The 20,360-nt window shown below is 66.8% G+C and carries 12 protein-coding genes and 1 tRNA gene; 8 read left to right on the forward strand and 5 right to left on the reverse strand.

Going from position 1 to position 20,360, the window contains the following annotated elements; all coding sequences use genetic code 11:
- Positions 1-16: 16 nt before the first annotated feature.
- Positions 17-93: transfer RNA gene (locus HNP52_RS07910), tRNA-Met, on the forward strand.
- Positions 94-210: 117 nt separating this feature from the next.
- Here the strand turns inward: HNP52_RS07910 and HNP52_RS07915 are convergent.
- The 3 genes from HNP52_RS07915 to HNP52_RS07925 all read right to left on the reverse strand — a co-directional run bounded on the left by HNP52_RS07915 (position 211) and on the right by HNP52_RS07925 (position 4,500).
- Entirely contained in the window at positions 211-987 is a 777-nt protein-coding gene (locus HNP52_RS07915) for a creatininase family protein (RefSeq protein ID WP_221416214.1), read from the reverse strand.
- Entirely contained in the window at positions 984-2,546 is a 1,563-nt protein-coding gene (locus HNP52_RS07920) for a benzoate-CoA ligase family protein (RefSeq protein ID WP_184165194.1), read from the reverse strand. The genes HNP52_RS07915 and HNP52_RS07920 overlap by 4 nt, the downstream gene beginning before the upstream one ends.
- Positions 2,547-2,805: 259 nt before the next feature.
- Positions 2,806-4,500, reverse strand: coding sequence for a DUF885 family protein (locus HNP52_RS07925; RefSeq protein WP_184165197.1), 1,695 nt, complete (start codon positions 4,498-4,500; stop codon positions 2,806-2,808).
- Positions 4,501-4,976: 476 nt separating this feature from the next.
- Between HNP52_RS07925 and HNP52_RS07930 the strand changes: the two genes are divergently transcribed.
- From HNP52_RS07930 to HNP52_RS07960, 7 genes are all read left to right on the forward strand, one after another.
- Complete coding sequence (locus HNP52_RS07930) at positions 4,977-7,823, forward strand: TonB-dependent siderophore receptor (protein ID WP_184165199.1); 2,847 nt, start codon at positions 4,977-4,979, stop codon at positions 7,821-7,823.
- A 91-nt stretch (positions 7,824-7,914) separates the two neighbouring features.
- Complete coding sequence (locus tag HNP52_RS07935) at positions 7,915-10,131, forward strand: prolyl oligopeptidase family serine peptidase (protein WP_184165203.1); 2,217 nt, start codon at positions 7,915-7,917, stop codon at positions 10,129-10,131.
- Position 10,132: 1 nt separating this feature from the next.
- Positions 10,133-11,806 (forward strand): DUF885 family protein, encoded by a 1,674-nt coding sequence (locus tag HNP52_RS07940; RefSeq protein ID WP_184165205.1) that lies wholly within the window; start codon positions 10,133-10,135, stop codon positions 11,804-11,806.
- Between the two features lie 14 nt (positions 11,807-11,820).
- A complete protein-coding gene (locus HNP52_RS07945; RefSeq protein WP_184165207.1) occupies positions 11,821-12,300 on the forward strand; it encodes a DUF3830 family protein in 480 nt (159 codons plus the stop codon).
- 13 nt (positions 12,301-12,313) lie between these two features.
- Entirely contained in the window at positions 12,314-13,213 is a 900-nt protein-coding gene (locus HNP52_RS07950; RefSeq protein WP_184165209.1) for a bile acid:sodium symporter family protein, read from the forward strand.
- A gap of 167 nt (positions 13,214-13,380) precedes the next feature.
- Positions 13,381-14,682: an FAD-binding oxidoreductase gene (locus HNP52_RS07955; RefSeq protein ID WP_184165211.1), complete on the forward strand. Its 1,302-nt coding sequence runs from the start codon at positions 13,381-13,383 to the stop codon at positions 14,680-14,682.
- Positions 14,683-14,870: 188 nt separating this feature from the next.
- Positions 14,871-16,592 carry a DUF885 family protein gene (locus HNP52_RS07960; RefSeq protein WP_184165213.1) on the forward strand — a complete coding sequence of 574 codons (1,722 nt, stop codon included), beginning with the start codon at positions 14,871-14,873 and terminating at the stop codon, positions 16,590-16,592.
- Positions 16,593-16,801: 209 nt separating this feature from the next.
- On the opposite strand, the gene HNP52_RS07965 is transcribed toward HNP52_RS07960, so the two are convergent.
- Both HNP52_RS07965 and HNP52_RS07970 read right to left on the reverse strand, forming a co-directional pair.
- Positions 16,802-18,235 (reverse strand): indolepyruvate oxidoreductase subunit beta family protein, encoded by a 1,434-nt coding sequence (locus tag HNP52_RS07965; protein WP_184165215.1) that lies wholly within the window; start codon positions 18,233-18,235, stop codon positions 16,802-16,804.
- On the reverse strand, positions 18,235-20,358 hold the full coding sequence (locus tag HNP52_RS07970; RefSeq protein ID WP_184165217.1) for an indolepyruvate ferredoxin oxidoreductase subunit alpha: 2,124 nt from the start codon (positions 20,356-20,358) through the stop codon (positions 18,235-18,237). The genes HNP52_RS07965 and HNP52_RS07970 overlap by 1 nt, the downstream gene beginning before the upstream one ends.
- Between the last annotated feature and the right edge of the window lie 2 nt (positions 20,359-20,360).

The following is a 20,360-nucleotide window of genomic DNA, read 5'->3' on the forward strand; positions in this document are numbered from 1 at the left end:
TCGTCCACCCGTTTGGCGCGGGATGGAGCAGCCCGGTAGCTCGTCAGGCTCATAACCTGAAGGTCGCAGGTTCAAATCCTGCTCCCGCAACCAACGTGCCAATAACAAAAACCCCGCAAGTCCAGCGACTTGGCGGGGTTTTGTTTTATCTGCTCTCAGCGGCCCGGAGCGGATTTCCCGGCTTCTTCCAGGCCCGAATTCGGGCGATTTTCAGCCGCGCGCGCTTCGATCCGCCATGCCCGGCACACCCGCGGCGCCGATCGCGCGAACCAGCGCTTCCGCCATGATCGCGGATGTCCGTTCGCCTTCCTCCGCGGTGGCGTGCGCGGGATGGCCGAAATAGGCCTCGGGGCCGCCTGCCTCGGTGAAGGTCCTTGCGCCCGCCGCGAAGGCGGTGACCAGGCTGGACGGGTTGTGGCGAAGGTTCCGGCAGGTCGCCGCATCGACCAGGTCGGGCCGGTCGGCGAGCACGAGGCTGGTTTCGAACTGGCCGGCATGGCAGGCACCGGACACGAATTCCGCCGTCAGCTCGGCCGCGAGCGCCCGCCGGGTGAAATCCGGAAAGGCAAGGGGTAGCCCGAGCGCTTCCACCGCGGGGACCAGGCTTCGCAGCATCGCGACATTGGCCGGATCGAAATGGCTGTTCGCCAGCGCCAGGCAGGCAAAGCCCTGCGCCTTCAGGCTGGCGGCGATGTCGAGGATGATCGCCCGCGCGGTCGCCTCGCCGATCGAGATCGTGCCGGCGAACTCCTCGGCATAATGCGCCGGGGCATAGGCAAGGGCGGGCAGCACGAAGCCGTGCATGCCCTGCGCTTCGAGCAGCGCCGCCGCGCGCCGGGCCATGCCTTCGGAAATGATCACGTCGGTGCACAGCGGCAGATGCGGCCCATGCGCCTCGACCGCGCCGAGCGGCAGGATCGCCACCACCGGCCGGCCGCTCGCCAGCGCCGCCTGCACCTGCGTCCAGGGCAGATCGCCGAGCATCATCGATAGATCTCCCGCAGCTTCTTGCGATCGATCTTGTCGCGATCGTTCCGCGGCAGCGGCACTTCGGACAGATAGACCTGGTGCGGCACCTTGTAGCGCGCCAGCCGGCCGCGGGCGAATTCCAGCACTTCGGCACCCAGCGCTTCCCCGGCGGCCTCGCGCGGCACGATCACCACCACCGGCTTCTCCAGCCCGTTGGCATCGGCCCGGCCGAACACGCAGCATTCGAGCACAGCGGGATGCTCGCTCAGGCACCCCTCGACCTCGAGCGGGCTGACATAGATGCCGCCGCTCTTGATCATGTCGTCGCCGCGGCCCTCATAATACCAATATCCCTCGGCATCGCGGCGGAACAGGTCGCCGCTGACGATCGCGCCGCCGCCCAGGTGGCGCTTCGATTTGGCATAGTCGCCGTGATAATAGAGCGCGGCGCTATCCCCGCGGATGCGCAGCACGCCGATCTCGCCGCCGGCGATCGGCATGCTGGCCTCGTCGAGCAGGTCCGCCTCATAGCCGGGCACCAGCTTGCCCAGGCTCCCCGGCCGGATGTCGCCGGGCCGGTTGCTGATATAGATGTGGAAGCTCTCCGCGCTGCCGATCCCGTCGATGATCGGCACGCCGAAGCGCGCGTTCCAGCGCGCGTGCAGCTCGCGCGGCAGCGCCTCGCCGGCGCTCCACATCATCCGGATGCTCGACAGGTCGGGCGCCTGCGCCTCGGCCTCGAGCATCTTGTTGATCAGCGTCGGCACATTGGTGAGCACGGTCGGTCGATGCCGCGCGACCAGCGCGAACAGGTTCTCCGGCGTCGGCTGCTCGCGCGCCAGGATCGCGGTCGCGCCCACCGCGAAGGGGAACATCAAATTGGTGCCCGTCGCATAGCCGAAATAGAGCCGCGGGCCGGACAAAGTGATGTCGCTCTCCGCCATGCCGATGAAGCGCTTCGCATAGACTTCGGTGTTGTACGCGAAGTGGAAATGGCAATGGACCGCGCCCTTGCTCTGCCCGGTGGTGCCGCTGGTGAACAGCCACACGGCGGGATCATCCTTGCGCGTCGGCCAGGGCGGCGGGGCAGGGGGCTCGGTCGCGGCGATCCAGCGGTCGAACCCCGGCAGCCCGGGCGCCTCGCCGACCAGGATGACCGATCCCGGATCCTGGCAATGCCGCGCGCCCTCCCGTGCCGCCTCGAACGCCGCCATGCTGGTCTCGTCGATGAACGCGAACTGCGGCTTCACATAGCCGAGATAGTAAGCATAGTCGCTCGCCGGCAGCATCGGGTTGATCTGGGTGACCACCGCGCCCGCCTTGATCGCGCCGAACCAGGCATAGACGAATTCCGGGCAGTCGCGCATGCACAGCAGCACCCGCTGCTCGGGCAGCAGCCCGCCGGCGAGCAGCCGCTCGGCCACCCGCGTCACGTTGGCCGCCACCTCGGCATAGCTGATCGCCCGGTCTTCGAAGAGCAGGGCGGTCTTCCCCCCGCGCCCGGCCTCCACATTCGCGAACACGAAATAGTCCGCCATGTTGAAGGAATCGGGGAAGGCGGGGAGGGGTTCCGTCATGCCCGGATGATTGGAGAGCCGGCGGCTTTCGTCAATCCGGTAACGGGTGATACCAGTTGGCTGGCGGGCTTACGGCAACAATTCAAGATCATCCCGCGCCGCCTCTTTCTCCGTCATCCCCGCGAAGGCGGGGATCCAGAGTCACGAGCAGAGCGCGCAGGGGACCGCGGTGGCGTCCCCGGTTAGCGAGCGCTCGATTGCACGATTTGTCCCGAGCTACCCTGGATCCCCGCCTTCGCGGGGATGACGGTGATTTGTCCTACCGCATCACCGCCGACAGCGGCACGTGCCGCCAGAAGCCGCGTACCTCGTCGTCATAGCCGGTCAGGTCGTAGCGCAGCAGTGACACCGGCAGCCGCCCGGTGTTCATCAGATAATCGTGATAGTCGCGCAGCGAGAATTTGTCGCCGAGCTGGCGGCGGCGATCGACCAGCAGCTTCTGCAGCTGCATCGCCCCGATCGTATAGGTCATGCCATAGCCCGGCGGGCGGCGGATATAGATGCCGGCATCGGTGCGCGCGACATTGTCGTCGAGATACGGCGTCCATTCCTTCCAGAAGGCCATGGTCTGCGGCACGGTCATCTCGTTGCGCTGCATCTTCACGTCGCCGATCGTCCGCGCCGCGCGGAACAGGCCGAAGATGTAGATCAGCTCGCGGGTGCGCGGCCGGTCGTCGAACAGGCCGAGCTGCAGCGCGCTCTCCTCCAGGTAGAAGCCCCAGCCCTCGGTGCGCCCGCTGTCGCTCACCTTGCTGCGGATCGGACCGGTAACCCGCTTGCCGGTCATCCCGTCGAAGCGGTGGCCGGGGAAGGTGGCGTGGAGATGATCGGGGGAAGCGTCGCGGAACTGGATCTGCTCCCAGAACATCGGCCCTGTCGGCCGCACGATCCACGGCGCGTTGAAGCCCACTTCCTGATAGGTGCCCGGGATATAGTCGGGGATCGTGACGATCTCCTCATCCTTCAGCCACTTGCGGATCTTGGCGTCGGTGCCCGCGAGCTGCGCCTCATATTCCGCGCCCGATTTGGGCAGTTCCAGCTCGGGCAGCTTGCGGTTGCGGTGCCGTTCCGTGGTGTAGTCGGCCCAGAAGCGGGTGAGCTCGCGCTCGGCCAAGGTCACCACCTCGTCGGAGGTGTAGGGCATCAGCCGGACATTGGTGAGGAACCAGTCATAGGCCGGCTTGCCGACCCCGGCATGCGCGGTCATCGCCGGGCGCCCGGCCGCCAGCCAGTCGCGGAACCCCTTGATCGCGGCCTCGGCCGCCTTGATGTCGCCGAGCAGCGCGGGCTGCTGCTTCTGCGCCCGGCCGTGCAGATCGGCGAACCAGCCGATCAGCCCCTCGGGCTCGACCGCGCGATAGGGCATGCCGTGCCCCACGCCGTCGCCATGCGACAGGCTGTGCAGCGCGAGATCGGCATAGTCGGCGGCAACCGAGTCGAGATTGACCTTCGCCTGCGCCAGATAGGCCGGGATCGCCTTCAGCCGCGCCTGGAAACTCGCCAGCGCCTCGCCCTTGAGCGGCAGCTCGGTATAGGCCAGCCGCTGCAGCTCATCGACATACATGCCCGGATCGCGTGCCCAGGGCTTGAGGATGTTCAGGCTGAAATCCTGCAGGTCCATCTGCGCGCGCACCGCGAGATAATCGACCTGCTGATGCCGGTCCCAGCTCGCCACCGCGAAATCGGGCAGCCTGGCCTGGAAGTCGCGGAGCTCGGCGCGGCGCTTCTCCACCGCGGCGGGGCTGTAGTCGACCACGCCGTTCACCGCCCTGGGCTTGCTCCACGCATCGAAGGCCGTGAACAGCGCGACGAGATCGGCATGGCTGCCCTTGCCCCGGGGCGGGCCGTTGGGCTGCGGCGCTGCCTGCTGCGCGATCGCCGGGGCGATGCCGAGCCCCGCCGGCAAGGCGCTCCCGGCCAGGAGCAGAGCGATCCCCAATGTCCTTGCGCGCATGTCAGCCTCCCTCGCGATGGTTCGCCGCGCGGCGCCCGTTCGGCCGCGCTCCGTTCATATAAAACGAAAAACACGTGATTTGTAATACGATGCTCGGCGAATGCGCACTGGTCAAGAGGCACCGAATCGGTGTTATCTCCGAGGCATGTGGGGTGCAGTCGACCGGTCCGAAGTGGTGCGAATCGGCAGAAAACTGCGGATTCCTCTTCCATATTCGCTGCTTTCCTGGCGGTTCGATCGGTGCGGTCGGGCCGGATCGAGCCGGTTGGATGCCGGGAAAAAACCGTGCGCAATCGCGGGCTTCACGGCATCTTTGTTACCGGAAAGCGACACTTTTCACATTTTTTCGCTACCCCGAATTGACCCCAATCAATCGATATGCTCAAAATCACGCACTTGTTCACAGAAATGGACGCGGCCAACGACGTCCGGACGTAACGAGGCAGGCGGGCATATCCATTCGGGGAGACACGATCATGGGCAGTAAGCGGGTAGCGGTGATGCGGGCGGGATTGCGGGGCGGTTCCGCGCTGCTCGCCACGATGATGATGATGGGCACGGCGTTCGCGCAGACCGCCGAGCCGGAAGGTGAAACGAGCGAGGCGATCGTCGTCACCGGTTCGCGCATTCCGCGTCCGGACGTCGACTCGAACAGCCCGGTCAACGTCATCGGCAGCGAGGAAATCAAGCAGACCGCCACTGCCGAGACCGAGCAGCTGCTCAACGCGCTGCCCCAGGCGGTCGCCGGCTCGGGTGCCCAGTCGAACGCCGGCAACGGCTCGGCCACGGTCAACCTGCGTAACCTCGGCGCCGCGCGCACCCTGGTGCTGCAGAATGGCCGCCGCATCGTCGGCGCCAGCCAGGACGGCGTCGTCGACATCAACATGATCCCGCCCTCGATGATCGAGCGGATCGAAGTCGTCACCGGCGGCGCCTCCGCCGTGTACGGCTCGGACGCGATGGCCGGCGTGGTCAACTTCGTCACCAAGACGAATTTCGAAGGCCTCGAGGTCAGCGGCCAGTACGGCCTCACCGATCGCGGCGATGCCGATCGCTACAACATCGACTTCACCGTCGGCGGCAATTTCGACGATGGCCGCGGCAACATCGTGTTCAACGGCAGCTATTATGACCGCGGCATCGTCAAGGGCTCGGCCCGCGCGCATGCCTCGCTCTACCTGGTCGATGCGGTGCAGGGCGGGAAGGGCGTGCTCGTCCCCGGCGGCAACGGCGTCACGCCGCAGGGTACGATCTTCACCCCGGCGCTGGTCGGCAAGGTCGATCCGTACGGCAACACGATCGGCACCGCCGGCATCTTCTTCGCGCCCGAAGGCTGGCGCGCCTACAAGACCAGCGACGGTTTCAACGATCGCCCCTACACCAACCTCCAGATGCCGATGAAGCGCTGGTCGGGCGCGCTGACCGGTCACTATGACGTGACCGACAACATCACTGCCTTCTGGGAAGGCAATTACGTCCGCAGCGAGATCAACTCGACGCTGGGCGCGGTGCCGATGAGCAGCTCGGGCTTCCTGCCGAACTTCCAGTTCGACCTGCGCAATCCCTATCTCTCGTCCTCGCTGCGCGAGTTCCTGCGCACCAATCTCGATGCCGATGGCGACAATCTGGTCTCGCTCAACATCAATCGCCGCCTGCTCGATTTCGGCTCGCGTACCGATGACCAGACCCGCGAATTCTCGCGCTATGTCGTCGGGCTGCGCGGCGCGCTCACCGACAAGCTGAACTGGGAAGCCTTCTACAACCAGGGCCATGTCCGGATCACCGAAGTCCAGGGCGGCGGCGTCCTGATCGACAATTTCGCCAACGCGTTCCTGACCAACCCCAGCAATCCCTATGATTGCCTCACCACCGACACGCGCTGCGTCACGATCAACCCGTTCGGGTTGATGTCGATGACCAAGCCGATGATCGATTACATCTACACCAACCTCACCAACATCACCGTCCTCGATCAGAAGCAGGCCGGCGCCAGCATCACCGGCACGCTGTTCAAGCTGCCGGCGGGCAATGTCGGCATCTCGGTTGGTGCCGAATATCGCAAGGAAAGCTCCACCTTCACGCCCGACCAGCTCTACATCCAGGGCAAGGCGCTCTCGCGCTCGGCGGGCATCCAGGCGACCGGCGGCAGCTTCGACGTCAAGGAAGTCTATGGCGAGCTCGTCGTGCCGATCCTGGCCGACATGCCGCTGGTCCACATGCTCTCGTTCGAGGGCGGCATCCGCTATTCGGACTATTCGACCGCAGGCGGCGTGACCTCGTGGAAGGCCGGCGGCGAGTATTCGCCGGTCAAGGGCCTCAAGATCCGCGGCCTCTATCAGCGCGCGGTGCGTGCGCCGAACGTTGTCGAGCTCTATTCGGGTGCCACCAACACCGCGCCGCAGGCGACCGACTTCTGCAACGCCACCGGTGCCAACCGCACTGCGGCCGAGCGGACCTTCTGCGTCAGTTCGCTGGGCGTGCCGTCGAGCGTGATCGACGTGTTCCAGCAGGAGAATGTCCAGATCCGCGCGATCACCGGCGGCAATCCGAACCTGCAGGAGGAAACCTCGGACACCTGGTCGCTCGGTGCGGTCTTCCGTCCGGACTTCGTGCCGAACCTCCAGCTCACCGTCGACTATTACAACATCAAGATCGACGGCGCGATCGCGGCGTTCGGCGGCGGCCTCCAGTCGGTCATCACTGCCTGCCGCGCCAACCTGTCGATGAGCAACGTCTTCTGCCAGCCGCTCAACCACCGCTCGTCGGACGGCCAGCTCTATGACGTGCCGCTGCTCAACGCGAACATCGCCTCGATGGAGACGTCGGGCGTCGATTTCCGGCTCGACTACAAGTACGACACCGGCTCGTTCGGCAGCCTCAGCTATTATCTGGCCGGCAGCTACCTCATCAAGAGCGTGGTCCAGAGCAGCCCGATCGTCGCGGCGGTCGATTGCGCGGGCTATATCGGCGGCGGCAGCTGCGGCAACGCCAACCCCAAGTGGCGCTTCACCCAGCGCCTGACCTGGGACGTGACCGATGCCTTCCAGGTCTCGCTGCGCCACCGGTTCATCGGCTCGGTGAAGGACGGGCGCATCGCGGCGGCCAAGGCTTCGGGCGCGGCGATGCCGCTGCTCGCGGTGCCGGAGACCGGCCAGATCAGCTATTTCGATCTGAGCGCGTCCTACGACATCGACAAGTCGCTCAGCATCTATGGCACGATCGACAATCTCGGCGATCACAACCCGCCGTTCCAGCTCTACGAGCGGGATACCTATGACGCGATCGGCCGCCGCTTCACGGTCGGTTTCCGCAAGCGGTTCTGAGGCCCCTAGTCCGGCGGCGGCGGGCGGGCCGTCGTCGCCGGCAACCGGCCTTCGGGCCGGCGTGACGAATATGAGTGAAGGTGTCGGGAAGATGATGAAGTTCCGCGTTTCCGTCCATGCGATGTCGGTGGCCCTGGCGATCGCATCGCTGAATGCGGCGCCTTCCGCATCGGCCCAGCAGCAACAGTCCCAGGCGGTGGCGGGCACCAGCTTCTCGCTCGACGAGCTCTATCGCTACAAGAGCCTCGTCGGTCTCGAGCCGCTGGGATACAGCTGGGCGGCGGACAGCAGCGCGGTCCTCTTCCTGTGGAACGACGAAGGCTATTCGTTCCGCGACATCTGGTCCTGGTCGCCGAAGACCGGCCAGAAGACCCGCCTGACCTTCCTCGGCAAGGACTCCAAGCCCGAAGCCGAGGCCAGGGGCATCGCCCAGGCGGTGTTCCTCGCCAACGGCCGCATCGCCTTCACGCTGGGCGGCCAGCTCCACATCCGCGAGGCCGACGGCACGGTCGTCAAGGCCGAGGCCGACAAGCGCGGCATCCGCAAGCTCACCGTCTCGCCCGACGGCAGCAAGCTCGCCTTCATTGCCGCCGCACCCACCGGCACGCCCGTCGCGGGCGGCGGCCAGCTCTGGGTCCGCGACACCAAGGCGGGGGAGGGCGCCACCGCCACCCGCCTTGCGGGCAGCGACGACCCCAAGCTCTATATCGAGGACTTCAAATGGGCCGACAGCGGCAAGGCGATCGCCTTCCAGCAGGCCGACGACCGCGCCATGCCCGAGCGCGACATCTATTACGACGCCAAGGGCAAGCTCCAGAACAACCGCGTGATCCGCGCCTTCCCGGGCGAAGAGACCAGCAAGACGACCGTGGGTCTCGTCAGCCTCGCCGGCGGCCAGCCCCGCCTGTTCGAGCGCCCCGATGCCAAGCACGATGTCTGGGGCTATGGCCTGTCGCATGACGGCAAGAAGCTGTTCGTCAGCAGCGCCGACATGGAGGCCAAGGAACACACCATCTATCTCTACGACGCCGCCACCGGCGCGCGCGAGACCTTCTACCAGCTGCGTGAAGCGAAGCATCTCCGCCCCGACTGGGAAGTCGCCTGGGCCCCGGGCGATGACGGCCTGATCATCCTCACCGATCGCGACGGCTGGCTCCAGCTCTATCACCAGAAAAAGGCCGGCGAGGCCCCGCGCCAGATCACCAGCGGCAAATGGGAAATCGCGTCGTTCGAAGTCGACGACAAGAACAAGCAGCTCTATTTCACCGCCAACAAGTCCGCCCTGCAGGATCGCCAGCTCTACCGCGTTCCCGTAGCGGGCGGAAAGATCGAGCAGATGAGCGGCCCCGCCGGCGGCACGCACGAGCCGGTCTATTCCCCCGATTTCAGCCGCATCGCCGACTGGTACAGCAATGACGACCTGCCGCCCGAGCTGTTCGTCATCGATACCGCCAAGCCCGGCAAGGCGGCGCAGGTCACCAAATCGCCCCAGCCGGAGTTCTACGGCCAGACCTGGGCGAAGACGCGTTACGTTCAGTTCCCCAGCCATGTCGACGGGATGAACCTGCTGGGTCGCGTGAGTGTCCCCGCCAATTTCGATCCCGCCAAGAAATACCCGGTCATCGTCGGCTCGGTCTATTCGGACGCGGTCCACAACCAGTGGGGCGGCCGCCGTGCCCACCCGACCTGGGGGCTCGACCAGTATTTCGTCGCGCAGGGCTATATCGTCCTGACCGTCAACATCCGCGGCTCCTGGGGCCAGGGCCGCGACCACAACCAGACGCAGTACGAAAGCTATGGCGAGACCGATATCAACGATCTCGAGAGCGGCGTCCGCTATCTGATCGCCCAGGGCTATGCCGATCCCAGGCGCATCGGCATCTGGGGCTCGAGCTATGGCGGCCTCATGACGATCATGTCGCTGTCGAAGAAGCCCGGCCTCTATGCCGCGGGCATCGCCGGCGCGCCCGCCACCAATGTCTGGCATGCCTTCCCGGCGCAGATGTGGATCATGGGCCCGCCCGAGGGACCCGACATGCCCAGGCGCTACGAAGCGCAGTCGGCGCTCTACCAGGCCAAGGGGATCAAGGACCCGCTGATGATCATCCACGGCACCCGCGATTCCGTCGTGCTCTATTCGGACACGATGGCGCTGGCCGAGCAGATGATCCAGCGCGAGCAGATGTTCGAGCTGGTGACGCTGCCGGGCGCCAACCATCCCTGGGACGCCGAGAACATCCCGCAGACCCGCTTCTCGTTCAAGAAGATGGTCGAGTTCTTCGATCGCAACGTGAAGAACCGGAAATAACATGCTGCGTCGGGGCATCGCGGTTCTGATCGGAGGCGCCACCCTGCTGGTGGCACAAGCGGCGGCTGCCCAGCCGGCCGTCCAGCAGCTCGGCGCCGATTTCTGGGCATGGCGCGGCACCACCCAACCCGCGAGCAGCGACGATATCCCGCGCATCGTCCGCCCCGCCGGCTGGCTGCCCGACTGGTCGCCCGCCGCTATCGCAGCCCAGCGCAAGCAGCTCGCCGCGTTCGAGGCGCGCTGGAAGGCGCTGGAGAGCGCCCCGCAAAGCATCAGCGAGAAGGTCGACTACCGGCTGGTCGGCTCGGCGCTGGCCCGCGTCCACTGGGAAATGGACCATGTCGCCGCCTGGCGCCGCCAGCCGCATTTCTACACCGCACAGGCGCTCAACCCGGTGTTCGAGCTGCTGCTGCCCAAGCCGCCGGTCTCGCATGCTCGGCTGGACGAAGTGATCCACCTGCTCGGCAACGCGCCCGCGATCCTCGCCGCCGGCCGCGCCAACCTGGACGACATGCGCGGGCCGTTCGTCGATGTCGCGCTCAGCCAGATCGCCGAAGTGCCGGAGAGCCTGCGCGGCATGGCCGCCGGCCTCGCTCCCTATGCCGATGCCGGCCAGAAGAAGCGCCTCAGCGCCGCCGTCGAAAAGGCGATCACCGCCTTCGCCGGCTATGCCGAGTTCCTGAAATCGAAGCGCGCCGGCCTGCCCGAGCAGACCGCGGTGGGCCGCGAATCCTATCTCTATTTCCTCGGCAATGTCGGCATCTATCCCTATTCGCCCGAGCAGCTCGTCGCGATGGGCCGCCAGGAATGGGCGCGCTCGGTGCTGTTCGAAACGCTTGAGCGCAACCGCAATGCCGGGCTCCCCGAGCTGCCGATCGGCGCCTCGATTGGCGCGGTCACGGCGCAGCTCGATGCCGACGAGCTCAAGGTCCGCCAATTCCTCACCGACAAGAAGCTGCTGACGGTTCCGGATTGGGTGGGGCATTACAAGGCCCAGCCTTTCCCCGCCTATCTCGCACCGATCGGCTGGCTGGGGCGCACCTTCGATTTCACCAGCATCGACCGGACCGGGCAGGACGCGACCGTCTATCTCCCCGATCCTTCGCCCAAGCTCGGCTATTTCAACCTCTCGATCGCGCGCGATCCGCGGCCGATCATCGTCCATGAAGGCGTGCCCGGCCATTTCTTCCAGCTCAGCCTGAGCTGGCGGAACCCCGATCCGCTGCGCCGCCGCTATTATGACAGCGGCGCCAATGAAGGCACCGGCTTCTATGCCGAGGAGATGATGCTCCAGGCCGGCTTCTGGGCCGATGCGCCCAAGACGCGCGAGATCATCTACAATTTTGCGAGATTGCGTGCCCTTCGGGTCGAAGTGGACGTGAAGCTGGCGCTAGGTGAATTCACCATCGCCCAGGCCGCCGACTATCTGGAAAAGACGGTCCCGATGGACCCGGCCACCGCGCACGAGGAAGCGACCTTCTTCGCCGCCGCGCCGGGCCAGGCGATCAGCTACCAGATCGGCAAGATGCAGACGACCGAGTTCCTCGCGGAAGCCCGGATACGCGAAGGCAAGTCCTTCGATCTCAAGCGCTTCCACGATTATCTCTGGACCAACGGCAATGTGCCGATCGCGCTGCAACGGGAAGAATATCTGTCGATGGCGACGGGCAAGTAAGGGGCATGCTTTCGATGGATCTGGTAAAGTTCACGGAGCCGAAATCGGGGCTGTCGGCGCGCTGCCGGCTGCTGCCCCAGGCGGCGCCACAATCCTGCGATTTCCTCCGCGATCTCGCCACGCGCCGCGCTTCATTCGAGGCACTGCACGCGATCTGGACCGGCCCGGAAATCTCGATCCCGATGCCCTCGGCATCGCTGCCCGAAGGCATGGCCCAGCCGCCGATCCCGGCCGAGAACGCGACTTCCTATCCCGGCGCCGGCGACATTGTGCTCGCGTACCTTGCTCCCGGCAGCACCCAGGGCCTGCCGCCAGGGCCCTTCTACGACATCGGCATCTTCTACGGTGCCGGTGGCCGGCTGCTGATGCCGTTCGGCTGGATCCAGGCCAATGTCTGCGCCCGCATCCTCGACGAGGATCTGGAAAAGGCCGTGGCCGATTGCCGCACGATCCGCCGGGGCGGCGCCTGCACCATCACTGTCGAACCGGCCTGAGGGGGAGCGGGATATGACCTATGCCGATCTGATGTCCTTCCTGGGCCACTGGGTGCTTCCCGGCTCGCTGATCGCGATCATGGCCTCGATGGGCCTGTCGCTCACCGCCGAGGATTTCCGCCAGGTGTTCCGCAACAAGCGCGCGCTGATCTTCGGCGTCTGCTCGATGCTGATCGTCCCGCCCGCGATCGGGCTCACCCTCGCGCTCACCGTGGCGCCCACGCCGGCGCTGGCAGTCGGCTTCGTGCTGCTCGCCACCACGCCGGGCGGCATGCTCTCCAACCTGTTCACCGACATGGCGAAGGGCGACCTGGCGCTGTCGATGTCGATGACGCTGCTGCTCAGCATGATCTACATCTTCGCCGTGCCCTTCTATGCGCATTTCGCGCTCGCCCATTTCATGGGGCTGGAGGCGGATGTGAAGGTGCCGCTGGCGTCCTTCTTCTGGGACATCTTCTCGATCACCGTGCTGCCCGCCGCCGCCGGCTTCACCCTGCGCGCGCTGCGCCCGGCCTTCGCGATCGCCTTCAAGAAATACCTCAAGAACATCGCGATGGTCGTGCTGTTCAGCGCCTTCGGCCTGATCCTGTTCGATCAGGTGCCGGTGCTCCGCGAGAATCTCGGCGCGCTGTTCTGGATCACCGTCGCGCTCAACCTGATCATGGTCTGCGTGGTGATGACGATCGTGCGCTTCGCCGGTTTCACCCGGCGCGAGAATATCGCGATCGGGATCGAGCATCTGATGCGCCAGGAAGGCACCGCGATCTTCATCGCGGTCAGCATCGTCGGCAACAACCAGATGTCGCTGCCGATGATCATGAACACGCCAGTCGCGCTCTGCTTCGTGCTCGCCTTCGTCGCCATCGCCCGCCGCACCGAGCGGGTGGGGAGGGCCGCGCCCGCCATCGCCTGACCGAGATCAACAGACACCGCCCCTTTGCGGGGCAGAGAGACACCGCTCCCTTGCCGGAGCGAACAGAGAGTTCAGGATTACATGCAAACGTCCCGTATCACGGACGTCGCGGGGGAGCTTTTGCCCTTCGCGCCGGCCCCCGGCTTCGCCCCTGGAAAGGCGTGGTGATGGAGCATCAGCCCATTTCCCGTCGCGAAGGCGATGGGCCGTCGCTGGCGCCGGTCTGGGTCGCCACCGCGGCGCCGGGCCCCGATCTCGCGCCGCTGGCAACCGAGGTCGAGGCGGAGGTGCTGGTCATCGGCGGCGGCATCGCCGGCATGACGACGGCGCTCCATCTGGCCGAGGCAGGCGTCGACACGGTGCTGCTCGAAGCTGGCCAGCCCGGCGACCAGGCGACCGGCTGGAGCGGGGGCCTGATCGCCCCCGACTATATCCGCCACACGCCCGAGACGATCGGCCCGGTGCTCGGCCGGCTGCGCGGCGAGCGGCTTACCCGGATGATCGGCGGCTCGGCCCGCGCGGTGTTCGACCTGATCGCCCGCCACGGTATCGACTGCGATGCCCGGCAGGACGGTTTCTACACGCCCGCCCATACCGAGCACCTCGCCCAGAACCAGCGCAGCTACGCCAATCAATGGCAGTCGCGCGGCTATGACGTCAGCTTCGTCGAGGCGCGCGATGCCCGGCATCGCTTCGGCGTCGAGCGCTATTGCGGCGCGCTGCGCTTCGGCGAGGGCGGCAGCATCAATCCGCTCGGCTATGTCCGCGGCATCGCCCGTGCCGCGCTCGGCCAGGGCGCGCGCCTGTTCGCGCAGAGCCCGGTCGAGGCGCTGGCCTTCGAAGGCGGCCGCTGGATCGCCCGCACGCCCGGCGGCGCGGTCTCGGCCCGGCGCGTCGTGCTGGCGGCCAATGGCGGCAATGCCGCGCTCCACCCCGCGCTCAAGCGCACCGTGCTACCGCTCAACGTCATCCAGTTCGCCACCGCGCCGCTCAGCGCCAGCCAGCGCGAGACGATCCTGCCCGAAGGCGGCGCCTTCACCGACAAGGTGCCCTATCTCTTCACCGCGCGGCTCGATGCGCAGGGCCATCTGATCTCGGCCTTCCCGATGTCGTTCCTCGTCACCGGCGGCAAGGCGCATCTGCGCGAGGCGGAGCGCCGGCTGAAGCAGCATTTCGCCGCGATGCCCGATCCGCGGATCGACTATATCTGGCACGGCCTCGCTCAGGTGAACTCGTCCTTCCTGCCCGAGCTCTATGACCTCGGCGACGGCGCGCTGGCGATCCAGGCCGACAATGGCCGCGGCATCGGCATCAACACCCAGCTCGGCATCGAAGTCGCCACCGCGATCGCCACCAACAGCCGCGAGCAGCTCTCGGTCGTGCCGCGCACGCCGCACCCGATCCGGCTCCACGCCGGCGCGACCTTGCTGCCCAAGCTGCTGATGTCGATGGCCCGGATGTCGAACTAGGGCGTGTCGCCCTTCAAATCCTCTCCCGGAGGGAGAGGGGGATCGCCGCCGAAGGCGGTGGTGGAGAGGGAACGCCACAAGCGATCCCGCTCGTGGCAAGCCCCCTCCACCAGCCTGCGGCTGGTCCCCCTCCCCCTCCGGGGGAGGATTGGTGTCGAGAACCGGCCGGCCCTCAAGGGAGAATGCACATGATCCGCACCCTGCGTCTGTTGCTCCTGCCGCTCGGCGGCGCGCTGCTGCTCGGGGCGGCGTCGCCCGGTTCTCCCGATCTCGATGCGCTGATCGCCCGGTACGAGGCGTTCACCGAGCGCTTCCCGATGGAGGCGGGGCGCTCCGATCCCTCGCATTCGCCCGAGGGTTGGCCGGACGAGACGCCCGCCGCCATGGCCGCGCGCAAGGCGGAGCTGCTGGCGATCGATAAGGCGCTCGCCGCGCTGCCGGGGGATGTGCGCGCTTCGGAGGATGGAAGGAACCGGGATTTCCTCCGCCAGATCATCGCCTGGCGCGTGCAGGGCATTGATTTCGACGAGCGCCGCTTCGCGTTCGTCGCGCATGAGGGCTTTTACAACACGCCCTACTATACCGCTCGAGGCGTCGAAGTGCGCAGTGAGGCCGATGGCCGGGCCTGGATCGCCCGGCTGCGCGGGGTGCCCGGCTATTTCGCGCAGCAGCGCGCCAATCTCGAACGCGGCATCGCCACGGGCTGGACCCAGCCGGTGCGGGTGGTCGACGTCGCCGTTTCGGTGCTCCGCAAGCAGGTCGAGCGGCCGGTCGCCGAGGATCCGCTGCTTGCGCCTCTGGACGGAAGAGACGCACTGGTCGCCGAAGCGCGCACTGTGCTGGAGCGCGAGATCCGCCCGGCGCAGCGCGCAATGCTGGCCTATATCGACGGCCGCTACCGCGCGCATGCCCGCAAGGGGCTCGGCATTGCGAACATCCGCGGCGGAAGGGACTATTACAGCTATCTTCTGCGCTACTACACGACCACGGACCTCACCGCCGAACAGGTCCATGCCCTCGGCCTCTCGGAGGTAAAGCGCATCCGGGGCGAGATGGACCGGGTCATCGCCGAATCCGGCTTCCAGGGCGGCTTTTCGGCCTGGTTGCATCACCTTCGCACCGATCCGCGTTTCTATGCGACCAGTCGCGAGCAGCTGATCGAGAAGTACAGTGCCGCCGCCAAGCGCATCGACGGTGTCCTCCCCAAATGGTTCGGCACCCTGCCGCGCCAGCCCTTCACCGTCGAACCCGTGCCCTTGGACCTGGAGGAGGGCTACACCACCGCCCGCTCCGGCGGCGGTGACTTCTCCAGGGGCTTTCCCGGCCGCTTCATCGTCAACACCTCGCACCTCGACCAGCGCCCCCTCTACGAGGTGCCCGCGCTCACCCTGCACGAGGCGGCGCCGGGCCATCACACCCATGCCGCGATCGCCCAGGAACACCCCGAATGGCCGAGCTTCCGCCGCCAGCGCGACCTGCTCGCCTTCCGCGAGGGCTGGGCGCTCTATGCCGAGCGGCTGGGGCACGAGATGGGGGTGTACCGCGATCCCTATGAGAAGTTCGGCAGCCTTTCCAACGAGATGTGGCGCGCCTGCCGGATGGTGGTGGACACCGGAATCCATGTGATGGGCTGGAGCTGGGAACAGGCCCGCGCCTGCTTCACCGAGAATACCGCGCTGGCCGACATCAACATCGACACCGAGCTCGCCCGCTATATCGGCGCGCCGGGCGGGGCGGTGGCGTACAAGGTCGGCGAGCTCAAGATCCTGGAGTTGCGCCACCGCGCCGAAAAGGCCCTGGGCGACCGCTTCGACATCCGCGCCTTCCACGACCTGATCCTGGCCCAGGGCCAGCTGCCGATGACGCTGCTGGAGGCGGTGGTAAACGACTGGATCGCCAAGCAGAAATAGCCGCCGAAATTCCCCTCCCTCCCTGCAAGGGAGGGGTTAGGGGTGGGTTAGAAAAGATCGGGCTCGATGCCCGGTCTTTTCTGTTCAAGGCCAACGGCTCGTTGGGCTCCCCCGGCCTTCGCCGGGGTCGCAACCCACCCCCGACCCCTCCCTTGCAGGGAGGGGAGTAAGGAAGCGTTCGACTGAATGCCGAACTGAGGATAGCCAACCTAAGAAGCCAGAGCCTCGCCCAGCGCCACCCCATCCTCATCCGCCAGCGCCGCCTCGCGCAGCTGCCGGATGCCCGCCGCATCCAGTCCTCCAGCCCGATACCGATCGACGATCCGCCGATAGTTCCCCAAGCCCCGCTCGAACGTCTCGCCATAGCCCTTGATCAGCCGCTGGCAGCGCACCAGCTCGATCGCGACATCGGCGTCGCTGGTGCGCACCAAAGTCAGCCATTCCTCGATCCGCGCTTGCTCGATCTGGAAGCGCAGGGTGCCCCGCCGCCAGCGCCGCCAGCCGGCCAGCATCGACAGCATGAGGAACCAGCGCAGGCTGGTGGTCTCGACATGTCTTCCCTTGGTGAACAAGGGCTTGAGCCGCCGCGACCAGCCCTCGCTCGCCAGGATGCGCCGTCCGATACCGGCCGGCAGCGTCTCGCAGACTTCCTCCAGCCGCGGGTGCATATACTCGGTCAGCCGGACGATCTGGTCATCCTTCGCCTTCACCTCGCCGCGTACCCGAGCGAAGCGGCTGGCCCGCACCTTCAGGTCGGCCACCCGGATCGTGTCCTCGTACGACATCCACAGCGCCAGGTGCCGCGCCGCCTCGGTCAGCAGCGCCGGATTGCCGCCCAGGCTGTCGAGCCGGTCGAGATAGAGGCCGGCATAGGCCGCGTCCTGATAGTCCATCAGCCGCCGTACGCCTTCCAGCGCGAAGAACTGCGCCGGATGCGGCAAGTCCGCCTCGATCCGCGCGGCCAGCGCACGCCCGGCCGCGGTGGTCGGCACAACTGCCTGCGATTCCTCGGCCTTTGCGTCGGCACCGTTGCCCTGCGCGGCATCGAACCCGGCGGCAAAGCCCCGCAAATTCGCTTCCACCGCCTTGCCCCCGGCCCGGATCGCCTCCTCGAAAGCCGAGCGTGGGAAGGGCAGGGCGCCGCTCCCCGCCAGCGCCCCGAACAGCACCGAGCTGATCACGCTGCCGGTGCGCTCGGCTACCGCTTCCATGTCGAACCCGATGAAGCGCTTCGAGCGCTCTCCGGCGGCGGCCAGAATCCGCTCCGCGCTCGCCCGGCCATCGCCCATCGCCGACTTCTCGGATATCGCATAGACGCGGTGGGTGGAGCCGATCAGTTCGGTCCGCTTCGTCACGAACCCGCGCAGGATCGCGCGCCCGGCCTCCATCAGCTCGGAGGCGACCACGACATCGACATCCCCCGGCACCGGCGTCAACGCCAGCACCGGCGCGGCCGTGCCCGCCGGAATCATCTCGATATAATAGATGGTTGCGCCCGTCCGCTGGGCGACGCCGGGCACCGAAGTCCCCTGCGCGACATAGCCGTTCCGCTCGCCCAACTGGACGATCCAGTCGGCCAGCACGCCGCCGCCCTGGCCACCAAGACCCAGCACCGCAATGGTGATCCGCTTGCGATCGGGCATCAGAAGGCCCTCGCGGCAATAGCTTGGGCCCCACGCTTCTGCAGCGCGCCGATGAGCCAGCCGCGCAGGCGCTGGCGGAGGCGGTCGCGGCGGTCTGGATTGGCGATGACATGGGCCTTGTAGAAGGAGGGGCAGAGCACCGCGGCGTGGCTCACCTCGCCGCACACGCCGCAGCCGACACAGCTGTTCTCGACATGGGCGACGGGATCCTGCCGCAACGGATCGGGATTGGGCCTGATCGTCAGCGAAGGGCAGCCGGACAAGCGGATGCAGCTATGGTCGCCGGTGCAGGTATCGGGATCGACCCCGAAGCGCTCGCGCACCACCCGCTGCCCGGCCTTCATCGCCTTGGCAAGTTGCGGCTTCACCCGGCGCTGGCGGTTGAGCTGGCATTCGGACTGGGCGACGAGGACCTTGGGGCCCTTTTCCTTGCTCGTCAGTGCCTCGCGGATTGCATCGCGCATCCCGGCCACGTCATAGGTCCGCGTCATCGTCCGCGCCCAGCCGATGCCGACCCCGCGCACCGCCTTCTCGATCGGATTGTTGGTCTTGCGGTTCGGCGGCTTGGCGCGCGAGGAGAGGATGTCCTGGCCTCCCGTGGCGGCCGAATAGCCATTGTCGACGATGATCGTCAGGTTGTCGTCCTGGTTGAAGACCGCGTTGCCGATCCCCGAGGTCAGCCCGTTATGCCAGAAGCCGCCATCGCCCATGATCGCGATCGCTCGCTTGTCGCGCGGCTTGAACGCGGAGGCGCCGGCGGTGCCCAGGCCGTATCCCATTGTGGTGTTGCCGATATGGAAGGGGGGCAGGATCGAGAAGAGGTGGCAGCCGATATCGGCGGAGACGTGGAAGGCGCCCATCTCCTTCTGCACCAGCTTCATCGCCGAGAAGATCGGCCGCTCGGGACAGCCGGTGCAGAAGCCCGCCGGCCGTTGCGGCACCGCGCTGGGCGGCAGGGCAGGGGCGGGATTGTCCACCTCCGCCGGCGCGCGTTCGGGGGCATGCTCGCGCAGGAACTTCGCCACACCGTCACGGATCACCGCGCCGCCATATTCGCCGGCGCGCGGGAGCACGTCCTTGCCGATGATCCTTGTATCGAGCCCGGCGCGGCGCACCAAAGTGTTCAGCTCATGCTCGATGAACTCGGGCTGGCCTTCCTCGACCACCAGCACCGCGCGCTTGCCGGCGCAGAAGTCGCGCACCTCGTCGGGGATCAGCGGATAGGTGACGTTGAGCACATAGACCGGGATCGCGGTGTTGCCGTAGGCGTCGGAAAGGTCGAGCAGCTCCAGCGCGCGGTTGAGCGAGTTGAACAGCCCGCCCTGCACGATGATGCCGATCTCGTCGCTTTCGGGACCGAAATGCTCGTTGAGCCTGCGTTCCTGCGCGAAACGGATCGCGGCGGGCCAGCGCTGCTCGATCTTCTCCACCTCATGCAGGAAATTGGCCGGCGGCAGCACGATCCTGTCGGTATCGCGCACCGGCGCCTCGGCGGCCTCGGCCACGGTGAGCTTCGGGCGCTGGTTGTCCTTCGCGACGAAGCTCCCCGTCACATGGCAGGCCCGCACCCGCAGCTCGAGCATCACCGGAGTGTTCGAGGCTTCGGACAGCTCGAAGCCCTTCTCGACCATGTCGACGATCACCGGCAGGCTCGGCCGCGGATCGAGCAGCCACATCTGCGATTTCATCGCGAAGGCATGGGTACGCTCCTGCATGATCGAGGAGCCTTCGCCATAATCCTCGCCCAGGATCACCAGCGCCCCGCCGGTAACCCCGCCCGAAGCGACGTTGGACAGCGCGTCCGAGGCGACATTGGTCCCCACTACCGATTTCCACGCCACCGCGCCGCGCAGCGGATAGTTCACCGAAGCCGCCAGCATCGCCGCCGCCGTCGCCTCGCTCGCCGAGCTCTCGAAATGGACGCCGAGCTCGCCCATCAGCTCGTTCGCATCGGCGAACACGTCCATCAGATGGCTGATCGGCGATCCCTGATAGCCGCCGACATAGGCCACCCCGGCCTGGAGCAGTGCCTTGGTGACGGCGAGGATGCCCTCGCCGTGGAAGGTCTCGCCGTCTCCCAGCCGCAGTTGCTCGACTTCCGCCTTGAACGAACGCTCGGCCATGC

It is taken from the genome of Sphingomonas kyeonggiensis, from assembly GCF_014204495.1.
GTDB classification, from domain to species: Bacteria; Pseudomonadota; Alphaproteobacteria; order Sphingomonadales; family Sphingomonadaceae; genus Sphingomonas; species Sphingomonas kyeonggiensis_A.